Annotated in this window: 13 protein-coding genes; 6 read left to right on the forward strand and 7 right to left on the reverse strand. The window is 73.5% G+C overall.

Going from position 1 to position 15,583, the window contains the following annotated elements; translation table 11 throughout:
- Nucleotides 1–270 precede the first annotated feature (270 nt).
- Entirely contained in the window at nucleotides 271–2,583 is a 2,313-nt protein-coding gene (locus ACFO6V_RS04070) for a LuxR C-terminal-related transcriptional regulator (RefSeq protein ID WP_377132501.1), read from the forward strand.
- Nucleotides 2,584–2,617: 34 nt separating this feature from the next.
- Here the strand turns inward: ACFO6V_RS04070 and ACFO6V_RS04075 are convergent, their stop codons facing one another.
- The 3 genes from ACFO6V_RS04075 to ACFO6V_RS04085 are packed head-to-tail and all read right to left on the reverse strand — an operon-like array spanning nucleotide 2,618 to nucleotide 5,377.
- Nucleotides 2,618–3,733, reverse strand: coding sequence for an NAD(P)/FAD-dependent oxidoreductase (locus tag ACFO6V_RS04075; protein ID WP_377132503.1), 1,116 nt, complete (start codon nucleotides 3,731–3,733; stop codon nucleotides 2,618–2,620).
- A 1-nt stretch (nucleotide 3,734) separates the two neighbouring features.
- A complete protein-coding gene (locus ACFO6V_RS04080; RefSeq protein WP_377132505.1) occupies nucleotides 3,735–4,262 on the reverse strand; it encodes an isoprenylcysteine carboxyl methyltransferase family protein in 528 nt (175 codons plus the stop codon).
- Nucleotides 4,262–5,377 (reverse strand): type III polyketide synthase, encoded by a 1,116-nt coding sequence (locus ACFO6V_RS04085; RefSeq protein WP_377132507.1) that lies wholly within the window; start codon nucleotides 5,375–5,377, stop codon nucleotides 4,262–4,264. The genes ACFO6V_RS04080 and ACFO6V_RS04085 overlap by 1 nt, the downstream gene beginning before the upstream one ends.
- Before the next feature lie 70 nt (nucleotides 5,378–5,447).
- Here ACFO6V_RS04085 and ACFO6V_RS04090 point away from each other — a divergent pair, with 70 nt between their 5' ends.
- Together ACFO6V_RS04090 and ACFO6V_RS04095 are read left to right on the forward strand one after the other, a co-directional pair.
- Nucleotides 5,448–6,389 carry a UbiA family prenyltransferase gene (locus ACFO6V_RS04090; protein WP_377132509.1) on the forward strand — a complete coding sequence of 314 codons (942 nt, stop codon included), beginning with the start codon at nucleotides 5,448–5,450 and terminating at the stop codon, nucleotides 6,387–6,389.
- Nucleotides 6,390–6,521: 132 nt separating this feature from the next.
- Nucleotides 6,522–8,114, forward strand: a complete 1,593-nt coding sequence (locus ACFO6V_RS04095) for a phytoene desaturase family protein (RefSeq protein ID WP_377132511.1) — start codon at nucleotides 6,522–6,524, stop codon at nucleotides 8,112–8,114.
- 43 nt (nucleotides 8,115–8,157) lie between these two features.
- On the opposite strand, the gene ACFO6V_RS04100 is transcribed toward ACFO6V_RS04095, so the two are convergent.
- Nucleotides 8,158–8,610 carry an SRPBCC family protein gene (locus tag ACFO6V_RS04100; RefSeq protein ID WP_377132513.1) on the reverse strand — a complete coding sequence of 151 codons (453 nt, stop codon included), beginning with the start codon at nucleotides 8,608–8,610 and terminating at the stop codon, nucleotides 8,158–8,160.
- A 144-nt stretch (nucleotides 8,611–8,754) separates the two neighbouring features.
- Between ACFO6V_RS04100 and ACFO6V_RS04105 the strand changes: the two genes are divergently transcribed.
- Nucleotides 8,755–9,588, forward strand: a complete 834-nt coding sequence (locus ACFO6V_RS04105) for an SDR family NAD(P)-dependent oxidoreductase (protein WP_377132515.1) — start codon at nucleotides 8,755–8,757, stop codon at nucleotides 9,586–9,588.
- 18 nt (nucleotides 9,589–9,606) lie between these two features.
- A complete protein-coding gene (locus tag ACFO6V_RS04110) occupies nucleotides 9,607–11,073 on the forward strand; it encodes a glycoside hydrolase family 43 protein (RefSeq protein WP_377132517.1) in 1,467 nt (488 codons plus the stop codon).
- A gap of 30 nt (nucleotides 11,074–11,103) precedes the next feature.
- Here the strand turns inward: ACFO6V_RS04110 and ACFO6V_RS04115 are convergent, their stop codons facing one another.
- The 3 genes from ACFO6V_RS04115 to ACFO6V_RS04125 all read right to left on the reverse strand — a co-directional run bounded on the left by ACFO6V_RS04115 (nucleotide 11,104) and on the right by ACFO6V_RS04125 (nucleotide 14,680).
- The gene (locus ACFO6V_RS04115; RefSeq protein WP_377132519.1) at nucleotides 11,104–11,646 is read right to left on the reverse strand and encodes a hypothetical protein; all 543 of its coding nucleotides are present in this window, start codon (nucleotides 11,644–11,646) and stop codon (nucleotides 11,104–11,106) included.
- On the reverse strand, nucleotides 11,643–13,304 hold the full coding sequence (lnt, locus tag ACFO6V_RS04120; RefSeq protein ID WP_377132521.1) for an apolipoprotein N-acyltransferase: 1,662 nt from the start codon (nucleotides 13,302–13,304) through the stop codon (nucleotides 11,643–11,645). Before lnt ends, ACFO6V_RS04115 begins: the two co-directional genes overlap by 4 nt.
- A 761-nt stretch (nucleotides 13,305–14,065) precedes the next feature.
- Complete coding sequence (locus tag ACFO6V_RS04125) at nucleotides 14,066–14,680, reverse strand: TetR/AcrR family transcriptional regulator (protein WP_377132523.1); 615 nt, start codon at nucleotides 14,678–14,680, stop codon at nucleotides 14,066–14,068.
- Between the two features lie 67 nt (nucleotides 14,681–14,747).
- Here ACFO6V_RS04125 and ACFO6V_RS04130 point away from each other — a divergent pair, with 67 nt between their 5' ends.
- Complete coding sequence (locus tag ACFO6V_RS04130) at nucleotides 14,748–15,569, forward strand: SDR family oxidoreductase (RefSeq protein WP_377132525.1); 822 nt, start codon at nucleotides 14,748–14,750, stop codon at nucleotides 15,567–15,569.
- Nucleotides 15,570–15,583 lie beyond the last annotated feature (14 nt).

Below are 15,583 nucleotides of genomic sequence, written 5' to 3' on the forward strand. Positions count from 1 at the left end.
CGAGGCCCGCTCCCCCGGACGCGCGGGTCGTAGGACGTCGCCGTCCCGGGCGGAGATATCGCGCGTCAAGAACGCCCGGTACGTACTCTTCCCGGGACGATCGAAATGTCATGCTGTCGGTGGAAGGTACGCACTTTGGCTCGAAACAGTGGGCTCCCCGCTCCCGCTTATCCAGTGGGGTCCTCTGGGTGGACGCAGAACGAGGACACCGTGCGGCCGGGTGGCACTGTCTACGGGCGCGAGAGGGAGTCGCGGGTTGTCGGCGGGTTCGTGACCGGTCTGGATCCGACGACGCTCGTCGTGACCGGCCTCAGCGGTACCGGAAAGACCGTGACGGTGCTGGCCGCGTTGGATCGGGCCGGTGTGCGAGATTCGGTGGTCAGGATCGTGCGGGCCTGCTCGCCCAAGCCGTACGCACAACGGGTCGCCGGTGGGCCGCGCGTCGATCTGTCCGGCTTGGTGATGTCGACCGGCCAGGACCACGAGCTCGACGCGGCGGGACTGCTCGACGTCGTGACTGCCGACATCGCTGCATCGCCTGCGGCGGACGGAGTCCTCTTCATCGATGACCTCGAGGTCCTCTCACCACGGAGGTCCGCCTGGCTCCAGCAGCTGGGCGATCTGGCCTACGAACGGGGCTGGCGCGTCATCGCCGCGGCCAGGCACGTCCCTGGGGGCGTGCTGCCGGACGACGTCGAGGTCCTGGCTCTCGGACCGCTCGACGAGTCGGCGTTGCGTCAGGTTCTGGATACGGCGCTGGAGCTGCCTGTCGCCATCGACGTCGCATCACGCCTGCGGTGGTGGAGCGCGGGCAATCCCCGGCTGGCGACGGAGCTGGCTGAAGGGCTCACAGCCGCGCAGCTGCGTGGCGATCGGGAGTGGACCGCGCCCGAGCAGGTCGGGCCAGCGGGTCGGCGTGCGTACCAGGTGCTGTTGGACGGTTTGGACGCAACGGAGACGTCCACGTTGGCCGAGCTGTGGGCGGACCCGTGGGATCCAGTGGCCCCAGGGGTCATGCCGCACACCGAAGATACTTCGTCATCGGCGTACGACCTGCCGCCGGACCGGATGCGGCAGCTCGCCACCACTCATCCCCTGCTGCCGCGGCTGTGCCGGGAGCAGCTGCGCGGATCCTCCCGTGCGGGAGTCCCGGCCGGTTCACCTGAGGCGGCCGGGCCGGCCGGCATGGTCGAAGCGATCCTTGATGGCCTGCACCTGGAAGACCTCGCAGACCTTCCAGCGGCCGGCGTGACACCTCGGGCAACGGCTGGCGTGGTCGGTGTGGCGCTCTTGACCGGGACTTCCTGGGTGCACGCCGACACAGGTGCTCGTTTCTTGAACATGATCGACCCCGCGTGGACCGACCACCTGTGGTGGAGAGACCCGACAGACGTTCCCGAGGCCGCACGTTCTGCCGGGGCTCGGGTCGCGGCCGAGCTGATCTATCTGGAGACCACCGGCCGACTGGACGACCCTGCCTGCTTCCGCGCGGACCTCGATGCGCTCGCGCTAGGTCCGGACCCCCATTGGGTCGGCCTCTGCATCCGCGTCCGGGGACACCTCTTGCTCGGGGACGCCGTCGGTGGACGCAAGCTCCTGGAGGACCCGTCAGCGAAGCTCACCGGTCGGACCATCGCAGAGGTCGTCGCACGGGACCTGGCAGCCGCGAGGCTGGCGATGACCGAGGGTCGCCCTGCCGGGGTCCGTGCGCACCTCATGCACGCCACCGAGCTCCGGCCGGGGATCGAGCACTGGCTGCCCGTGCGGGGAATGCACGCGGCGGCGTCTGCCATGCTCGACGGGCGGGTTCCTGCCAGCGACCTGATACCGACGGGCGCATGGTCCACGCGGGCGCTGGGCGAGTTCGCTCTCGACCTCGGTGCCGCGCGTCTCGCCGTCGGACACATCATGACGGCGGCCGAGCTCCTGACCATCGGAGTCGAGCGCTGTGCCTGGCCGTACCGCGGCCGGGCACAAGCGCGAGCTGACATGGTCGAGGCCGCCGTCGCCGCGGAGGGCGCGACCGGCGCGCGGGCACTTCGGCTCATCGACCCGCCCGTCACACCCGAAGAACGTGTCGATGGCAATGCCGCCGCAGCACACCTGCGGATGCAGGCGATCCTGCGTGGCAGCGACAGAGATCCCGTCAGTGCTGACGACTGGTTGCCGACGTCCGTCCTGTCCGTCTCGCCGTGGCACCGCATGCGCTCGCTCGTCGCCTATGGGCGGCACTGCCTTGCGCGGAATGACCGCAGGGCCTCGGCACGAGCCCTCCGTGAGGCCCGGTCGCTCGCCAGCCTGGCCGGCGCGCCCGGGTGGTGCGTCTCGATCGACGCCCTGCTGGTCGCGGACGCACCGGCCAGGGTGGGCTGGAATCGCCTGAACGAAGAGGAACGAGGGTTTGTCCGACTGGCGCTCCAGGGTTGGACCAACGCACAGATCGCTGCCTCGGTCTACGTCTCGGTGCGGACCGTGGCCAACCGTCTGCGCCAGATCTACGCGCTGCTGGGAGTTCGCGACCGCCGGGACCTGGTCGTGCACGCGGAGACCGATCCTCCCGGCTGGTTGAAGGAGCACGCGTGACACGAGCTCGCCGGACGTGGCGAGAGATACGCGGTCAACGTGCCAGCCGCTCCACCACCGCGCCGTAGAGCCACGGAGCCCGGGCCGCCGCCGGCACCACCGCTCCCCGGAGAGGGCTCGAGGCCCAGGCGAGCAGTCCGGTGGTGAGCGCGCGGTAGTCGCGGGTCGCCGTCCGCCAGGCACGCTCGTACGCGCCCGCGTCCTCAAGATGCCGGACGGCGGCCTCCGCCTGCGCGAGCCCCACGCGGACGCCCTCGCCGGTCAGGGCGTCGACGTAGCCCGAGGCGTCGCCCACGAGCCGCACGCGTCCCGCCGAACGCCGTCGCGACCGCTGGCGCAGCGGGCCCGCGCCGAGGAGCGAACTGGCGGCCGTCGCCGTGGCGAGGCGGGCGCTGAGCTCCGGGAACTGCGTGCGCAGCAGGGTGTCGAACCCCGCGCCGCTCACCGAACGAGGCCCGAGCAGCGCGACGCCGACGGTGTCCGGGCCGACCGGCGTCACGTAGGCCTCGGCGTGCGGCGACCAGTGCACCTCGACGAGGTCCGTCCACGGCGAGACCTCGAAGTGCCGGCGGAGACCGTAGCGGCCGTCCGCCGGTCGGCCCGCCCGCCGACCGGGAACGGCGTCGAGCCCCGCCAGCCGGCGGACGGTCGAGTGCAGGCCATCGCATCCGAGCACCCAGGCGGCGCGCAGCGTCATCGGGGCTCTCCCCTGACCGGTGGCACCGCCCGGCACCATCTCGACCTCGACGCCGCCAGCGTCCTGCCGCAGACCCGTGACCCTGCCGTGGAAGAGCTGTGCACCGACGTCGGCGGCGCGCTTCGACAGCGCCTCGTGCAACGCGGTGCGCCGGACGCCGCGGCCCGGACCGGCCGCGAAGCGGTGGTCGGCGTGCCGGCCGGGGGCCCGGTAGCTGATCCCGGCGAGCGGCTGGCCCGGCGGGTCGGCGCCGAGCGCCTGCACGGCGCGCAGGGCACCCGGCAGCAACCCCTCGCCGCAGGCCTTGTCGAGGGTGCCCGTGCGCCGGTCCACGACCAGCACGTCGAGCCCAGCGGCTCGCGCGTGGACCGCCGCCGCCAGCCCGACCGGCCCCGCCCCCACCACGAGGACGTCGGCGTCCAGGTCGCCGGCCACGTCACCAGGGCCGGTCACGTCACCGCGTCCCGCCCACGGCCGCTCGGAGCGCCCGCTCCTCGGCCGGGATGCGGAAGCGCGCCAGCAGCACCGCGTTCAGCACGGTGAACACGAGCGCCGTGACCCAGGAGGTGTGCACCAGCGGCAGCGCTATGCCCTCGACCACGACCGCCACGTAGTTGGGGTGGCGGATCCACCGGTACGGGCCGCCAGACACGAGCGGCAGCCCCGGAACCACGATGATCCGGGTGTTCCACCGGTGCCCCAGCGTCGTCACGCACCACCAGCGCAGCGCCTGGCTCGCCAGCACGAGGACGAGCATCGGCCAGCCGAGCCACGGCAGGAACGGCCGGTCGGCGAGCACCGCCTCGGCGACGCACGCCACCAGCAGCCCGCTGTGCAGGGCCACCATCGCCGGAAAGTGCCCCCGCCCCGACTCGACACCGCCGCGCTCGAACGACCAGCGCGCGTTGCGGGCCGACACGGCCAGCTCGGCGAGGCGCTCGACCGCCGTCGCACCCACCAGGAACACGTAGAGACCCAGCATCAACGCTCCTCCAGCTTCAGCAGCACGAGCTCGCACGACACACCGGGGCCGAAGGCCATGAGCACGACCGGCGAACCCGGTGGGGCTTCAGTATGCGCAAGGGTCCTGGCCAGGACGTCGAGCACCGACGCGGACGAGAGGTTGCCCGCGCAGGCAAGGCTCTCCCTGCTTTCCCGGACGGCGTCCTCCGCGAGCCCCAGCGCGTCGCGCACCGCGTCGATCACGCGCGGACCGCCCGCGTGCACCACCCAGGTGGGGATCTCCCCGGGGCTCAACCCGTGCTCGGCGAGGAGCCCCTTGACGTCGGCGAGGAGGTGCGCGCGCAGCAGGTCCGGCAGGCCTGCCGAGAGCACTATCGCGAACCCGGTGTCGCGCACCTCCCAGCCGAGCGCTTCGGTGGTGCCGGGGTACAGCCGCGAACGCGTGTCGACCACGGTCGCCCTGCGTCCCGCCCGGGCCGAGCCCGCCGCGCCCGCGCCACCGACCGCCGTCGGCCCAGCGAGCGGATGTGTCGCACCGACGACGACGGCGGCCGCCGCGCCGTCGCCGAACAGGCCGGAGGCCACCATGTTGGCCGTCGAGTCGTCGCCGTGCTGGAGGGTCAGGGAGCACAGCTCCACGGACACCAGCAGCGACACGTCGCCCGGCCGGCCCAGCAGATGGTCGTGCACCCGCGCCAGTCCCCCGGCGCCACCCGCGCACCCGAGGCCGAACGACGGCGTGCGCCGCACGTCGCTCCGCAGACCGAGCCGCTCGGAGAGCAGCACGTCCAGCGACGGGGCGGCGACCCCGGTGACAGAGGTGGCGAAGACGTGGTCGACGTCCTCCGGCCGGAGCCCGGCGGCCGTCAGCACCTGGCGGCAGGCGCGCTCGGCCAGCAGGGCACCCTCCCGGATGAAGACGGCGTTGGTGGCACCCAGGGAGTGCAGTCCCGCGTACTCGTCCAGCGGCAGCACCAGGTGCCGGTGATCCACGCCGGCGCTCGCGTGCAGGCGGCGCAGCAGGGCCGTCCGTGCCGGGTCGGGCGCCACCAGCGGCCCGACGACGGCGGTGATCTCCTCCTGGGTGTACACGTGCTCGGGCAGTACCGGCACTACCGCGACGACACAGGACATCCCAGCATCGTCGCGCAGGCCACGGTCACCCGCGCGGCGAGCAGGCGGCTCGGCGGATAGCGTGCCGCACATGACGACCGGCACGCCGTCCGGCAATCTGCCCAGCAATCTGCCCGGCAATCTGTCCAGCGATCCGTCCAGCGATCCGTCGGGCAGTCTGCCCGGGGCGAGCGCCCGCCGCCTCGCACGCGGCCTCGTGCTCGCGAGCCACGCCGCACCGGCCGCCGTCGTGACCGGCCTGGCCGCCGCCCTCGCCGCGGCCCTCGGCTCCGGATGGCTCGTCGTCACCCTGGTCACGGTCGCGGTGGGCACCGGCCAGCTCTCCGTCGGCTGGTCCAACGACTGGATCGACGCGCGGCGCGACACCGCCGTCGGACGCACCGACAAACCCGTGGTGGCAGGGCTCGTCACCGCCCGCACGCTGCGCGGCGCCGCGTTCGCGGCGCTCGCCGCATGCGTCGTCGCGTCGCTCGCGCTGGGTCTTGTTCCTGGGTTGGCGCACCTGGTGGCGGTCGGCGGCGCGTGGGCGTACAACGCCCGGCTCAAGTCGACCATGTGGTCCTGGGCGCCCTATGCGGTGTCCTTCGGGCTGCTCGCGGTCTTCGTGGTGCTCGCCGCGCCCGGCCCGCGCGTCCCGGCGGTCTGGGCGGTCGCCGCGGCCGCGCTGCTCGGGAGCGGGGCGCACGTCGCGAACACCCTGCCCGACCTGGAGGACGACGCCGCGACAGGCGTGCGGGGCCTGCCGCACCGGCTCGGCCGCCGCGCGTCCGGGGTGCTGGCCCCGTCCCTGCTGGTCGCCGCCGTCGCCGTGGTGGTCGCCGGGCCGGCGGGGGCGCCGGGTCCGGCCGCCTGGATCGGCGGCGCGATAGCGGTGGGCCTGGCGCTGGCCGCTGGCGTCATGGCTCTCGCCCGGCCGCGCAGCCGCGCGCCGTTCGGCCTGAGCATGTGCGTCGCGGTGGTGTGCGTGGTTCTGCTGGCCCTCGCCGCGGCCGAGACCGCGGTGCTCCCCTGACCTCACGGGCGCGCTGGCGACCGGGCCTGATCCTGGGCACGCTGGAGCGGGATCGACCGAGGAGCCGATGGAGGAGCCGATGCAGGACGCCGTAGAGGCCGGGCCGATGACGAAGCTGGTGCCCGAGCAGTGGTGAGGACCGTCGATGCGGTGGTCGTCGGCGCGGGCCCCAACGGCTTGGTCGCGGCGAACGCCCTGGTCGACGCGGGCTGGGACGTCCTGGTGCTCGAGGCACAGGACGCCGTCGGCGGCGCGGTGCGCACCGCCGAGGTGGCGGCGCCGGGCTTCCGCACCGACCTGTTCAGCGCGTTCTACCCGCTCGCGGCCGGCTCGCCGGTGATCCGCGGCCTGCACCTGGAGGAACACGGGCTCGCGTGGTCGCGAGCGCCGTCGGTCCTCGCCCATGTGCTCGACGACGGCGGGGCGGCGGTGCTGCACGCCGAGCCCGAGGACACCGCCGCGGGCCTCGACGAGCTCGCACCGGGCGACGGCGACGCGTGGCTCCGGATGTTCGCGGGGTGGCGGCGCGTACGCGACCCGCTGCTCGACGCGCTCTTCAGCCCGCTGCCCGCTGCCGGGCCGGCGCTGCGGCTGCTGAGCCGGCTCGGCGTCGGCGGGGCGCTGGACCTCGGCCGCCTGGCCGTCCTGCCCGTGCGCCGGCTCGCCGACGAGACGTTCCGCGGTGAGGGCGGCGGGCTCCTGCTGACGGGCAACGCCATGCACTCCGACGTCCCGCCGGACGCCGCGGGCAGCGGCCTGTTCGGGTGGCTGCTGGCGATGCTCGGTCAGGACGTCGGCTTCCCCGTGCCGGTGGGCGGTGCCGGTTCGCTCGCCGACGCGCTCGCCGCGCGGGTGCGGGCGGGCGGCGGGGAGATCGTCACCGGCGCGCGCGTCGACCGGGTGCTGGTCGGGCGAGGCCGCGCGGTCGGCGTCCGGACCGCGGACGGCGAGCTCGTCCGCGCCCGGCGGGCCGTGCTCGCCGACGTCACGGCCCCTGCCCTCTATCGGGACCTGGTCGGTGCCGAACACCTGCCGCCGCGACTGCTGCGCGACCTCGACCGGTTCCAGTGGGACCACCCGACGTTCAAGGTCAACTGGGCGCTCGACCGCCCCTTCGCCTGGACCGCCGAGGGGGCGCGCGGCGCCGGGACGGTGCACCTCGGCGTGGACCGGCGGGGGTTCGTCGACGTCGCCGCTTCCCTGTCGAAGGGCGAGCCTCCTGAGCGGCCGTTCCTCGTCCTGGGCCAGATGACGACGTCGGACCCGACCCGCTCCCCGCGCGGCACCGAGTCCGCGTGGGCCTACTCGCACGTGCCCCACGGCATCGACTGGACCCCGGACGCCGTCGCCGACCAGGCGGACCGGATGGAGGACGCCCTCGACCGCGTCGCGCCCGGCTTCCGGGACACCGTGGTCGGCAGGTCGGTCCAGGGTCCGGCGGACCTCGAGGCGGCGGACGCGAACCTCGTCGGCGGCGCGGTCAACGGCGGGACGTCGGCGGTACACCAGGAGCTGGTCTTCCGGCCGACGTCCGGGCTCGGCAGGCCCGAGACGCCGGTCGAGGGGCTGTACCTCGCGAGCGCGTCGGCCCATCCGGGCGGCGGCGTGCACGGCGCGTGCGGGTGGAACGCGGCACGCGTCGCGCTGGCCGCGGCGAGCCCGTGGGGCGCGCTCCCCCGGGCGCTCGTGCGCAGCGCGTGGGGGCGGCTGCTGCGGAACGTATGAGCGGACGTCGCGGCGCTCGCCGCGCCGTGCGCCGCCGGCCCGGTCAGCGCTGGAGCTGCTCGGGTGCCTGCCGCTCCGCGATGAGCGCGAGCCGCCGCAGCGTCTCGATATTGCGCGGGCGGATCACGGCGCTGCGCACCGGCCGGGGCACCAGCACGCCGGGCCCCTTGTCCGCATCCTCCGTGATCCGGATCAGGCACCCGACCGCCACCGGCGTCACCTCGATCAGCACGCGCGCCTCGCCCGCGGGCCAGCCCCTGGCCTGCAGCTCTATCGACCGCTCCGGGTCCCAGGCGCGGACCACCGTCTCGTCGTCGAGCAGGGCGGGCCACAGGCCGACGGAGTGCAGGATGCGCGTGCCCGGCTCCGGCCACGTCGGGTCGACCGCCCGGATGCGCGCCGTGCCGACCACCCACGTCGAGTAGGACCAGCCGTCGGCGAGCACGCGCAGCACCGCGTCGGGAGTGCATCGAGCGGCCCGCGTGACGGTCACCATGATCTGACTTTAACCAGGTCGCGGGCACTGGCAACCGGCCCGGTCCGCGGCCTCGGGTACTGCCGCGTGCGGGTGGTGCGCATCCTGCCTATCGTCGACGGACGGCTTCGAGACGAGGGGCGAACCCGAGAGGGAGCGCGCCCCATGACCGAGGACAAGGACCGGCACGACAGCCGCCCGACGGCGACGCCGGAGGTCGCGCTCGTCACCGGCGGGTCCAGCGGCATCGGCTTCGCGATGGCCCGGGAGCTCTCGCAGCGGGGCCACGAGGTGCTCGTGGTCGCCGAACGCGGCGTCGACGACGCCGTGCGCCAGCTGGCCCGGCACACCGACGCGCGCGTGACCGGCCTGGAGGCCGACCTCGCCCTGCCCGCGGGGGTCGAGGCCGCCGCCGCCCGCGCGCGGGAGCTCAGGGTGCGGACGTTCGTGCTCAACGCGGGCGTCGGCGTCCACGGGCCGTTCGCGCGCACACCCCTGCAGGACGAGCTGCGGCTCGTCGACCTCAACGTCCGCTCGCTGGTGCACCTCGCGCACCTCGTCGTCCCCGACCTGGTCGCGTCGGGCGCGGGTCGGATCCTCGTCACGTCGTCGATCGCCGCGACGATGCCCGCGCCCCTCTTCGGCACGTACGCCGCGTCGAAGGCGTTCGCCCGCTCGTTCGCCTGGTCGCTGCGCCACGAGCTCGACGGAACGGGCGTCACCGTGACGTCGGTGCTGCCCTCCGCGACCCGGACGCCGTTCTTCCGCGCGGCCGAGATGGAGCGAACGCACATCGGGCGAGCCCCGAAGGCAAGCCCGGCCATGGTGGCCCGCCAGGCGATCGACGCCCTGATGGAGGGCCGGGCCGAGGTCGCCACCGGCCTGCAGGCCAAGGCGATGGTGGCCATCGCGGCGCTGCTCCCCCAGCCCGCGCGCTCGCGGTTCCACGGGTGGTTCTACGCGCCGGGCGCGCGGCCACGTTCGACACGCCAGACCTGATGCTGTAGACCCTGCTCCATGAACGTCGCACCCATCATCCCCGGCTTCCACCCCGACCCCTCGGTATGCCGGGCGGGCGACGACTACTACCTGGCGAACTCGTCGTTCGAGTACGCGCCAGGGGTCCCGCTGTGGCACAGCCGCGACCTGCTGACCTGGACCCTCGTCGGGAACATCCTCGACCGCCCGGAGCAGTTCCTGCCCGGGCGCGCGGGCTCCAGCCAGGGGGTGTACGCGCCGACCCTGCGCCATCACGACGGCCGGTTCTGGCTGATCACCACCGACGTCACCGGCCCCTCCGGGCAGCTCGTCGTCTCCACCGACGACCCCGCGGGCCCCTGGAGCGCCCCGACGTACCTCGAGGGCCTGCACGGCATCGACCCCGACCTCGCCTGGGACGACGACGGCACGTGCTTCGTGACGTACTGCTCCTCCGGCCCGGACGGCGTGGGGATCGCCCAGGTGCGCGTCGACCTCGAGAAGGGGACCGCCCTGGAGGAACCTCGGTGGCTGTGGAGCGGGACCGGCCTCGCGCACCCCGAGGCACCGCACCTGTACCGGCGCGGCGCCTACTGGTACCTGCTCATCGCCGAGGGCGGGACGGAGCGCGGCCACAGCGTCTCGGTAGCGCGCGCGACCCGGCCCGAGGGCCCCTACACCGGCGCGCCGGCGAACCCGGTCCTCAGCCACCGCAGCACCACCCACCCCGTCCAGAACACGGGCCACGCCGACCTCGTCGAGAACCCCGACGGCAGCTGGTCGATGGTCTACCTGGCCGTGCGTCCGCGCGGCTACACGCCGATGTTCCACGTCAACGGCCGCGAGACCTTCCTCGCGGGCATCGACTGGGTGGACGACTGGCCGGTGGTCGACGAGGACCGCTACGACGTGGCGGTGCGGGACACGTCCTACACGGACACGTTCGACGGCTCCGGGCTGCACCCGCGCTGGGTCTCCCCCGGCGCCGGCCTGGCCCAGATCGCGGCACCCGGACCCGACGGCGGGCTCCGGCTCAGCCCCGGCACCGGGCCGCGGGCCGACGTCGGCGCCCTGACCGCACGGGCCCTCGATCCCGCGTGGCGCTTCGAGGCCGACCTCGACCTGGCGCAGGGTGCGGGCGCGCTCCTGCTGCGCCTGGACGACACCCACTGGTGCGAGATCCGCGCCGACGCCGAACAGGCGCACGCCGTCGTCCGCGTCGGTCCCCTCGAGACGCGGCACGGCGCGGCCGTCCCGCTGACCGGGCCCTCGCTCACGCTCCGGGCCGAGTCGGTCACCGCGACGACCACCGGGCCGGACGACGTGCGCCTGACCGCCGTCGTCGACGGGGTGGAGCACGAGCTGACCCGCTTCGACGGCCGCTACCTCTCGACAGAGGTGGCCGGCGGATTCACGGGCCGCGTCGTCGGGTTGCGGGCGCTCGACGGCGTCGTCGACGTCACCGAGGTGCGCTACGCCCCGCTCACCGCTGACGAGGCGGGCTGACCAGGTCCCGCGTTCGTCCGAGGGTCGTGATCACCGCGGCATGACGTCGGACAACGACGTGATCGACTCCCGTTCGGCGTCACTGAGCCGGTTGATGACCGCCTTGGCCGCCTGGGCCTCGGCGGTGGTCGGCAGGTCTCCGGCAAGCAGGGCGGGGAGGGCCAGCTCGTAGCCGCACCGCGCCCTCGGGCTGTACCGGTGCCTGGTTCGCGCTACCGCGGACGCGACGCGGAGCGCGTGCTCGTTGCCCGGCGGCACGTGCAGGCGGTCGATCTCCCTGGCGGCGAACCGGTACGCGTTCGCCCGGTCGCACGGGGCGCAACCCACCGGCCCGGCACCCAGGGTGCTGCGGCAGTCCTCGCAGATGAGACGGTCCATGGCTGCGTCGACGACACGCCACTCGAACTCCGATGGGTCCTGGAGCACGGCCTCGGCCAGCGCAGTCTCTTCCCCGCCGCTGCCCTCGACGGCGAAGCTCGCCACGAAAGCCTGCCAGGCGGCCTCGATACCTGCCTCGATCTCCTCCAGCGCCGCGGCCGGCCTCCCGCCGCGCGGAAGGCGGCCGCCGTTCATGACGCCGAGTCCGGCGTCGGTACCCGCCGTCGGGTCACGAATCCCAGGACGGCGAGGCTCAGGAGGGTTCCCCACCACAGCAGCCCCTGGATCCACGGGCCGAGCACGACCCCCGCGGTGCTGCCGTCGCGCAGCTCGATGTCGGTGACCAGGAGGCCCGCCTCGTCGAAGGGGAGCGTCCGGAGCAGGGTCCCGTCCGGGGCGAACACCTGGCTGGTCCCGGTGGTGGAGAGGTTGACGACGCTGCGGCCGGTCTCGATCGCGCGCATGCGGGCGATCTCGCGCTGCTGCAGGTTCTCGTCGGTACCGCGGAAGTCGGCGTTGTTCGTCTGGAACATGAACACCTGGGCGCCGTCGCGCACGCCCTCCTGGATGACGTCGTCGAAGGCGACGTCGAAGCAGATCGCCAGGCCGGCCCTGGCCCGGCCGAAGTCGAAGGCGGGCGAGTCGTCGCCGGGCGTGTACCCGCGCGAGATGAGACCGACGAGGTCGGGGACGATCGCGCTGTACAGCCACCGGTCCGGGATGTACTCGCCGAACGGCACCGGGTGCCGCTTCGCATGCGTCGCCGCGGAGCCGTCCGCCGTCCAGAGGAACGAGGTGTTGTAGACCAGGTCCCCGACCTCGGACGCCGCGTTCAGGACTATCGGCGCACCATAGGCGTCCGCGGCCGCGGAGAGCGTCCGGGCCGTGGCCGCGTTCGACGCCGGGTCGCTGTCGACGCCGCCCTCCGGCCACACCACGACGTCCACCCGCTCGCTCTCCAGCGGCGCCGAGGCGTCGAGCTGTGAGCGCAGCACCTCCAGCGGCGCGCGCTGGTCCGCGTACGCGGCGGGTCCGTTGCCCTGGACGGCGCCGACCCGGAGGGTTCCGGCGTCGGCGGTCGGGAACTGGGGAACCACCACCATGACGACGGCGAGCAGGCCAACGGGCAGCGCGCCCCACCACCGGGCGGCCGCGACCTCGCGGTCGTCGTGCTCGACGCGTTCCCGCTGGACGCGGACCGCCCACCGGACGGCCTCGACCGCTCCGGCGCACAGCGCGACCATGAGGAACCCGAGCCCGGACACGCCCAGCCACGACGCGACGGGGGCGATCGGGCTCTCCGACTGGCTCATCCCGATCCGCCCCCACGGAAAGCCGCCGTAGGGCCAGGAGCCCAGGACGAGCTCTCGGGCCGCCCACGCGCCGGCGACGAGCGCCGGGAGCGCCACGAGACGAACGGTCGCGGTGTCGCGCCAGCGCGGCAGCCACCGGTAGGCGAGCGTGACGAGCGGCGAGAAGACCGCGAGGAGGAGCGTCTCCGCGGCGGCGAGGGCCACCCACGGCACCCAGCCGAGCGGGTCGTCGCCGAGGAACTGCGACGCCCACGACACGTGCGGAAAGTAGAACGCTGCGCCGAACGCTGCCCCGACGAGCACGCTGCCCCACAGGCTTCGCCCGACGAGGGAGACCAGCGCGAGCGGCACGGCCACGAACGCGAGCGGCCACCACCCGAGCGACGGGAAGGCGGCATCGAGCGCGAACCCGCCGGCGATCGCGAGAGCGAGCGCCGCCCAGAGCGGCACGAGGGGGCGCGCGAGGTACGTTGCGGCCGTGCCGGCCGAAGCCCGCACGCGGGCCCGGGTGGTGCGGCCCGGGATGACGTTGTGAACCAAGGCTCTCGTTCTCGCAGAGTGAGCTAAACAGAGTGAAACAGGCCGAGCGGTACAGGATGCGGCCCAGGGCGACAGGCCGGTGGGCGTCACGCGAATGATAGTCCGCTCCGCTGCGTCGCCCGCGTGCGGGGTCTCCCTACGTATTCTGTGACCACGATGGCACTCGAACCACCCAAGAAGCTGAGAAGGGATGCGGCGCAGAACGCCGAGCGCATCATGGCTGCCGCACTACGGGCCGGACTCGCCGAAGGCAAGTCCGTCCCCCTCGCGCAGATAGCCGCCGACGCAGGCGGGGGGGGGGGTCGGCACCCTCTACCGCCGCTACCCCAACCGGGAAGCACTCCTCGAGGCCATGGCGGTACGCGCCTATCGGCTGATCCTTGCCGAAGCGGAGGACGCTCTGGCGTCCGGCGAGACAGGTCACGATGCGATCGGCCGGTTCCGAGACAGCCGCCGCGGAGCAGCGGTCGGTGTTCCTGCGCGGCATCGCGCCCTGATCCGGTTCCCGCCCCTCACTTGCGCCCGTCCGCCTCGACCACCTGGACGTACCTCCTGAGGTCGGCCAGCATGTACCAGCGCCAGAGCGGCCCGGAAACCCTGACTTCTTGCCGCACGAGGGGCTCGTTCTGTGCGTCCGACAGTTGGTCAGCGTCAGTGACGGTTTGCTCGTGGAGTCGACGGATACTCACCCTGGTTGAACCGCCTCTTCGTATCAGCGCCGGGCTTCCAAGGGAATTGCTCCTGGCCTGGGAGACCGGGCGCTAGCGATCGCCTTCGTCCAGCCCGGCTCTCGGGGTCATGCCCAGGAGCAGCAGATCGAGGAATCCGGCGGCGTCGGTGTCGAGGACCGCTGAGGGCGGGACCAGCGCCCGATAGAGCAGGGTGCCGGCGACGGCGTCGGCGGTGGCCTCGATATCGAGGTCGGTGCGGAACTGTCCGTGCTCGACGCCCAGCCGCAGCAGGTCGAGCATCTGCTCCCGGCTCGGGCCGGTGAAGCGCTCGTAGAGCTGCTCGGCATCGGCGCCGCCGTCGGTCGCGGCGGCGGCCAGGCCGCGGATCACCGCGACCGCGGTGGGCTGGCCCAGCTGGCCGAAGAACTGACCGAGCCAGTCACGCAGATCCGCGGCCACATCGCCGGTCCGCGGCGGGTCCTCCGCGCGGATCCCGAGGTGGCCGGCCATGACCGCCTCGGCGACGATCGCCGCCTTCGAGGGCCAGCGTCGGTAGACGGTCTGCTTGCCCACCCCGGCTCGCGCGGCGATTGCCTCCATCGTCATCCGCTCATAGCCCTCGGCGGCCATGAGGTCACGCGCTGCCTCCAGGATCGCGGTGTCGGCTTGGGCGTTGCGAGGTCGCCCGCGTTGTTTGGCAGTCACGTCGATGAGTGTAGTAACCTCATTTTCAATACGAGACGTCACGTATGATTAATAGGGAGACGCAGTCATGAGCAGGGAAGTCCTGGTCGTCATCGGCACCGGCGGCATGGGCCGCGCCATCGCCCGCCGCAACGGGAGCGGACGGAAGGTTTTGCTCGCCGACTTCAACGAACCGGCCTTGGCGGCGATCGGCGAGGAACTGCGCGGCGAAGGGCACGACGTCACCACCCAGGCGGTCGACGTGGGCGACCGCGATTCGGTCCTCGCTCTCGCCAGGGCCGCGGCCGACCTCGGACCGGTGGCGCGCATCGCCCACACTGCGGGTCTGTCGCCGACGCAGGCCCCGAGCGCGACGATTTTGCGAGTCGACCTGCTGGGCACCGCGCTCGTGCTCGAAGCGTTCGGCCAGGTCGTCGCGCCCGGCGGCGCCGCGGTGGTCATCGCCAGCATGGCCGGTCACATGCCGGACGGCCTGGACGCCGAAACCGAACGGGCACTGGCCACCGCCCCGACCATGGAGCTGCTGGGCCTGCCGTTCCTCGCCGCCGTCGCGACCGGCGACCCCGGCCCGGCCTACACCATCGCCAAGCGCGCCAACCTGCTCCGGGTGCAGGCCGTCGCGGGCACTTGGGGCGCGCGGGGCGCGCGCGTCAACTCGATCAGCCCCGGGGTCGTCTCGACCCCGATGGGGCAGCAGGAACTCGAAGGTGACAGCGGGCAGCAGATGCGGGCCATGGTCGCCATGTCCGGCACCGGACGTCTCGGCACGCCCGACGACATCGCCGCTGCCGCGGCCTTCCTGCTCGGCCCTGAGGCCGGCTTCATCACCGGTACCGATCTGCTCGTGGACGGCGGCGTCGTCGCCGCCGTCCACGGCATGCGCGGCTAGATCGAGGAGATCGC

The organism is Promicromonospora alba, assembly GCF_042654905.1.
In the GTDB taxonomy this organism is placed as follows: domain Bacteria; phylum Actinomycetota; class Actinomycetes; order Actinomycetales; family Cellulomonadaceae; genus Promicromonospora; species Promicromonospora alba.

Excerpts from the sequence above, each read along its gene's own strand:
- ACFO6V_RS04105 (WP_377132515.1), top strand. The coding sequence starts at position 8,755 with ATGACCGAGGACAAGGACCGGCACGACAGCCGCCCGACGGCGACGCCG.
- ACFO6V_RS04085 (WP_377132507.1), bottom strand. The coding sequence starts at position 5,377 with ATGTCCTGTGTCGTCGCGGTAGTGCCGGTACTGCCCGAGCACGTGTAC.
- ACFO6V_RS04090 (WP_377132509.1), top strand. The coding sequence starts at position 5,448 with ATGACGACCGGCACGCCGTCCGGCAATCTGCCCAGCAATCTGCCCGGC.
- ACFO6V_RS04130 (WP_377132525.1), top strand. The coding sequence starts at position 14,748 with ATGAGCAGGGAAGTCCTGGTCGTCATCGGCACCGGCGGCATGGGCCGC.
- ACFO6V_RS04115 (WP_377132519.1), bottom strand. The coding sequence starts at position 11,646 with ATGAACGGCGGCCGCCTTCCGCGCGGCGGGAGGCCGGCCGCGGCGCTG.
- ACFO6V_RS04110 (WP_377132517.1), top strand. The coding sequence starts at position 9,607 with ATGAACGTCGCACCCATCATCCCCGGCTTCCACCCCGACCCCTCGGTA.
- ACFO6V_RS04080 (WP_377132505.1), bottom strand. The coding sequence starts at position 4,262 with ATGCTGGGTCTCTACGTGTTCCTGGTGGGTGCGACGGCGGTCGAGCGC.
- ACFO6V_RS04100 (WP_377132513.1), bottom strand. The coding sequence starts at position 8,610 with ATGGTGACCGTCACGCGGGCCGCTCGATGCACTCCCGACGCGGTGCTG.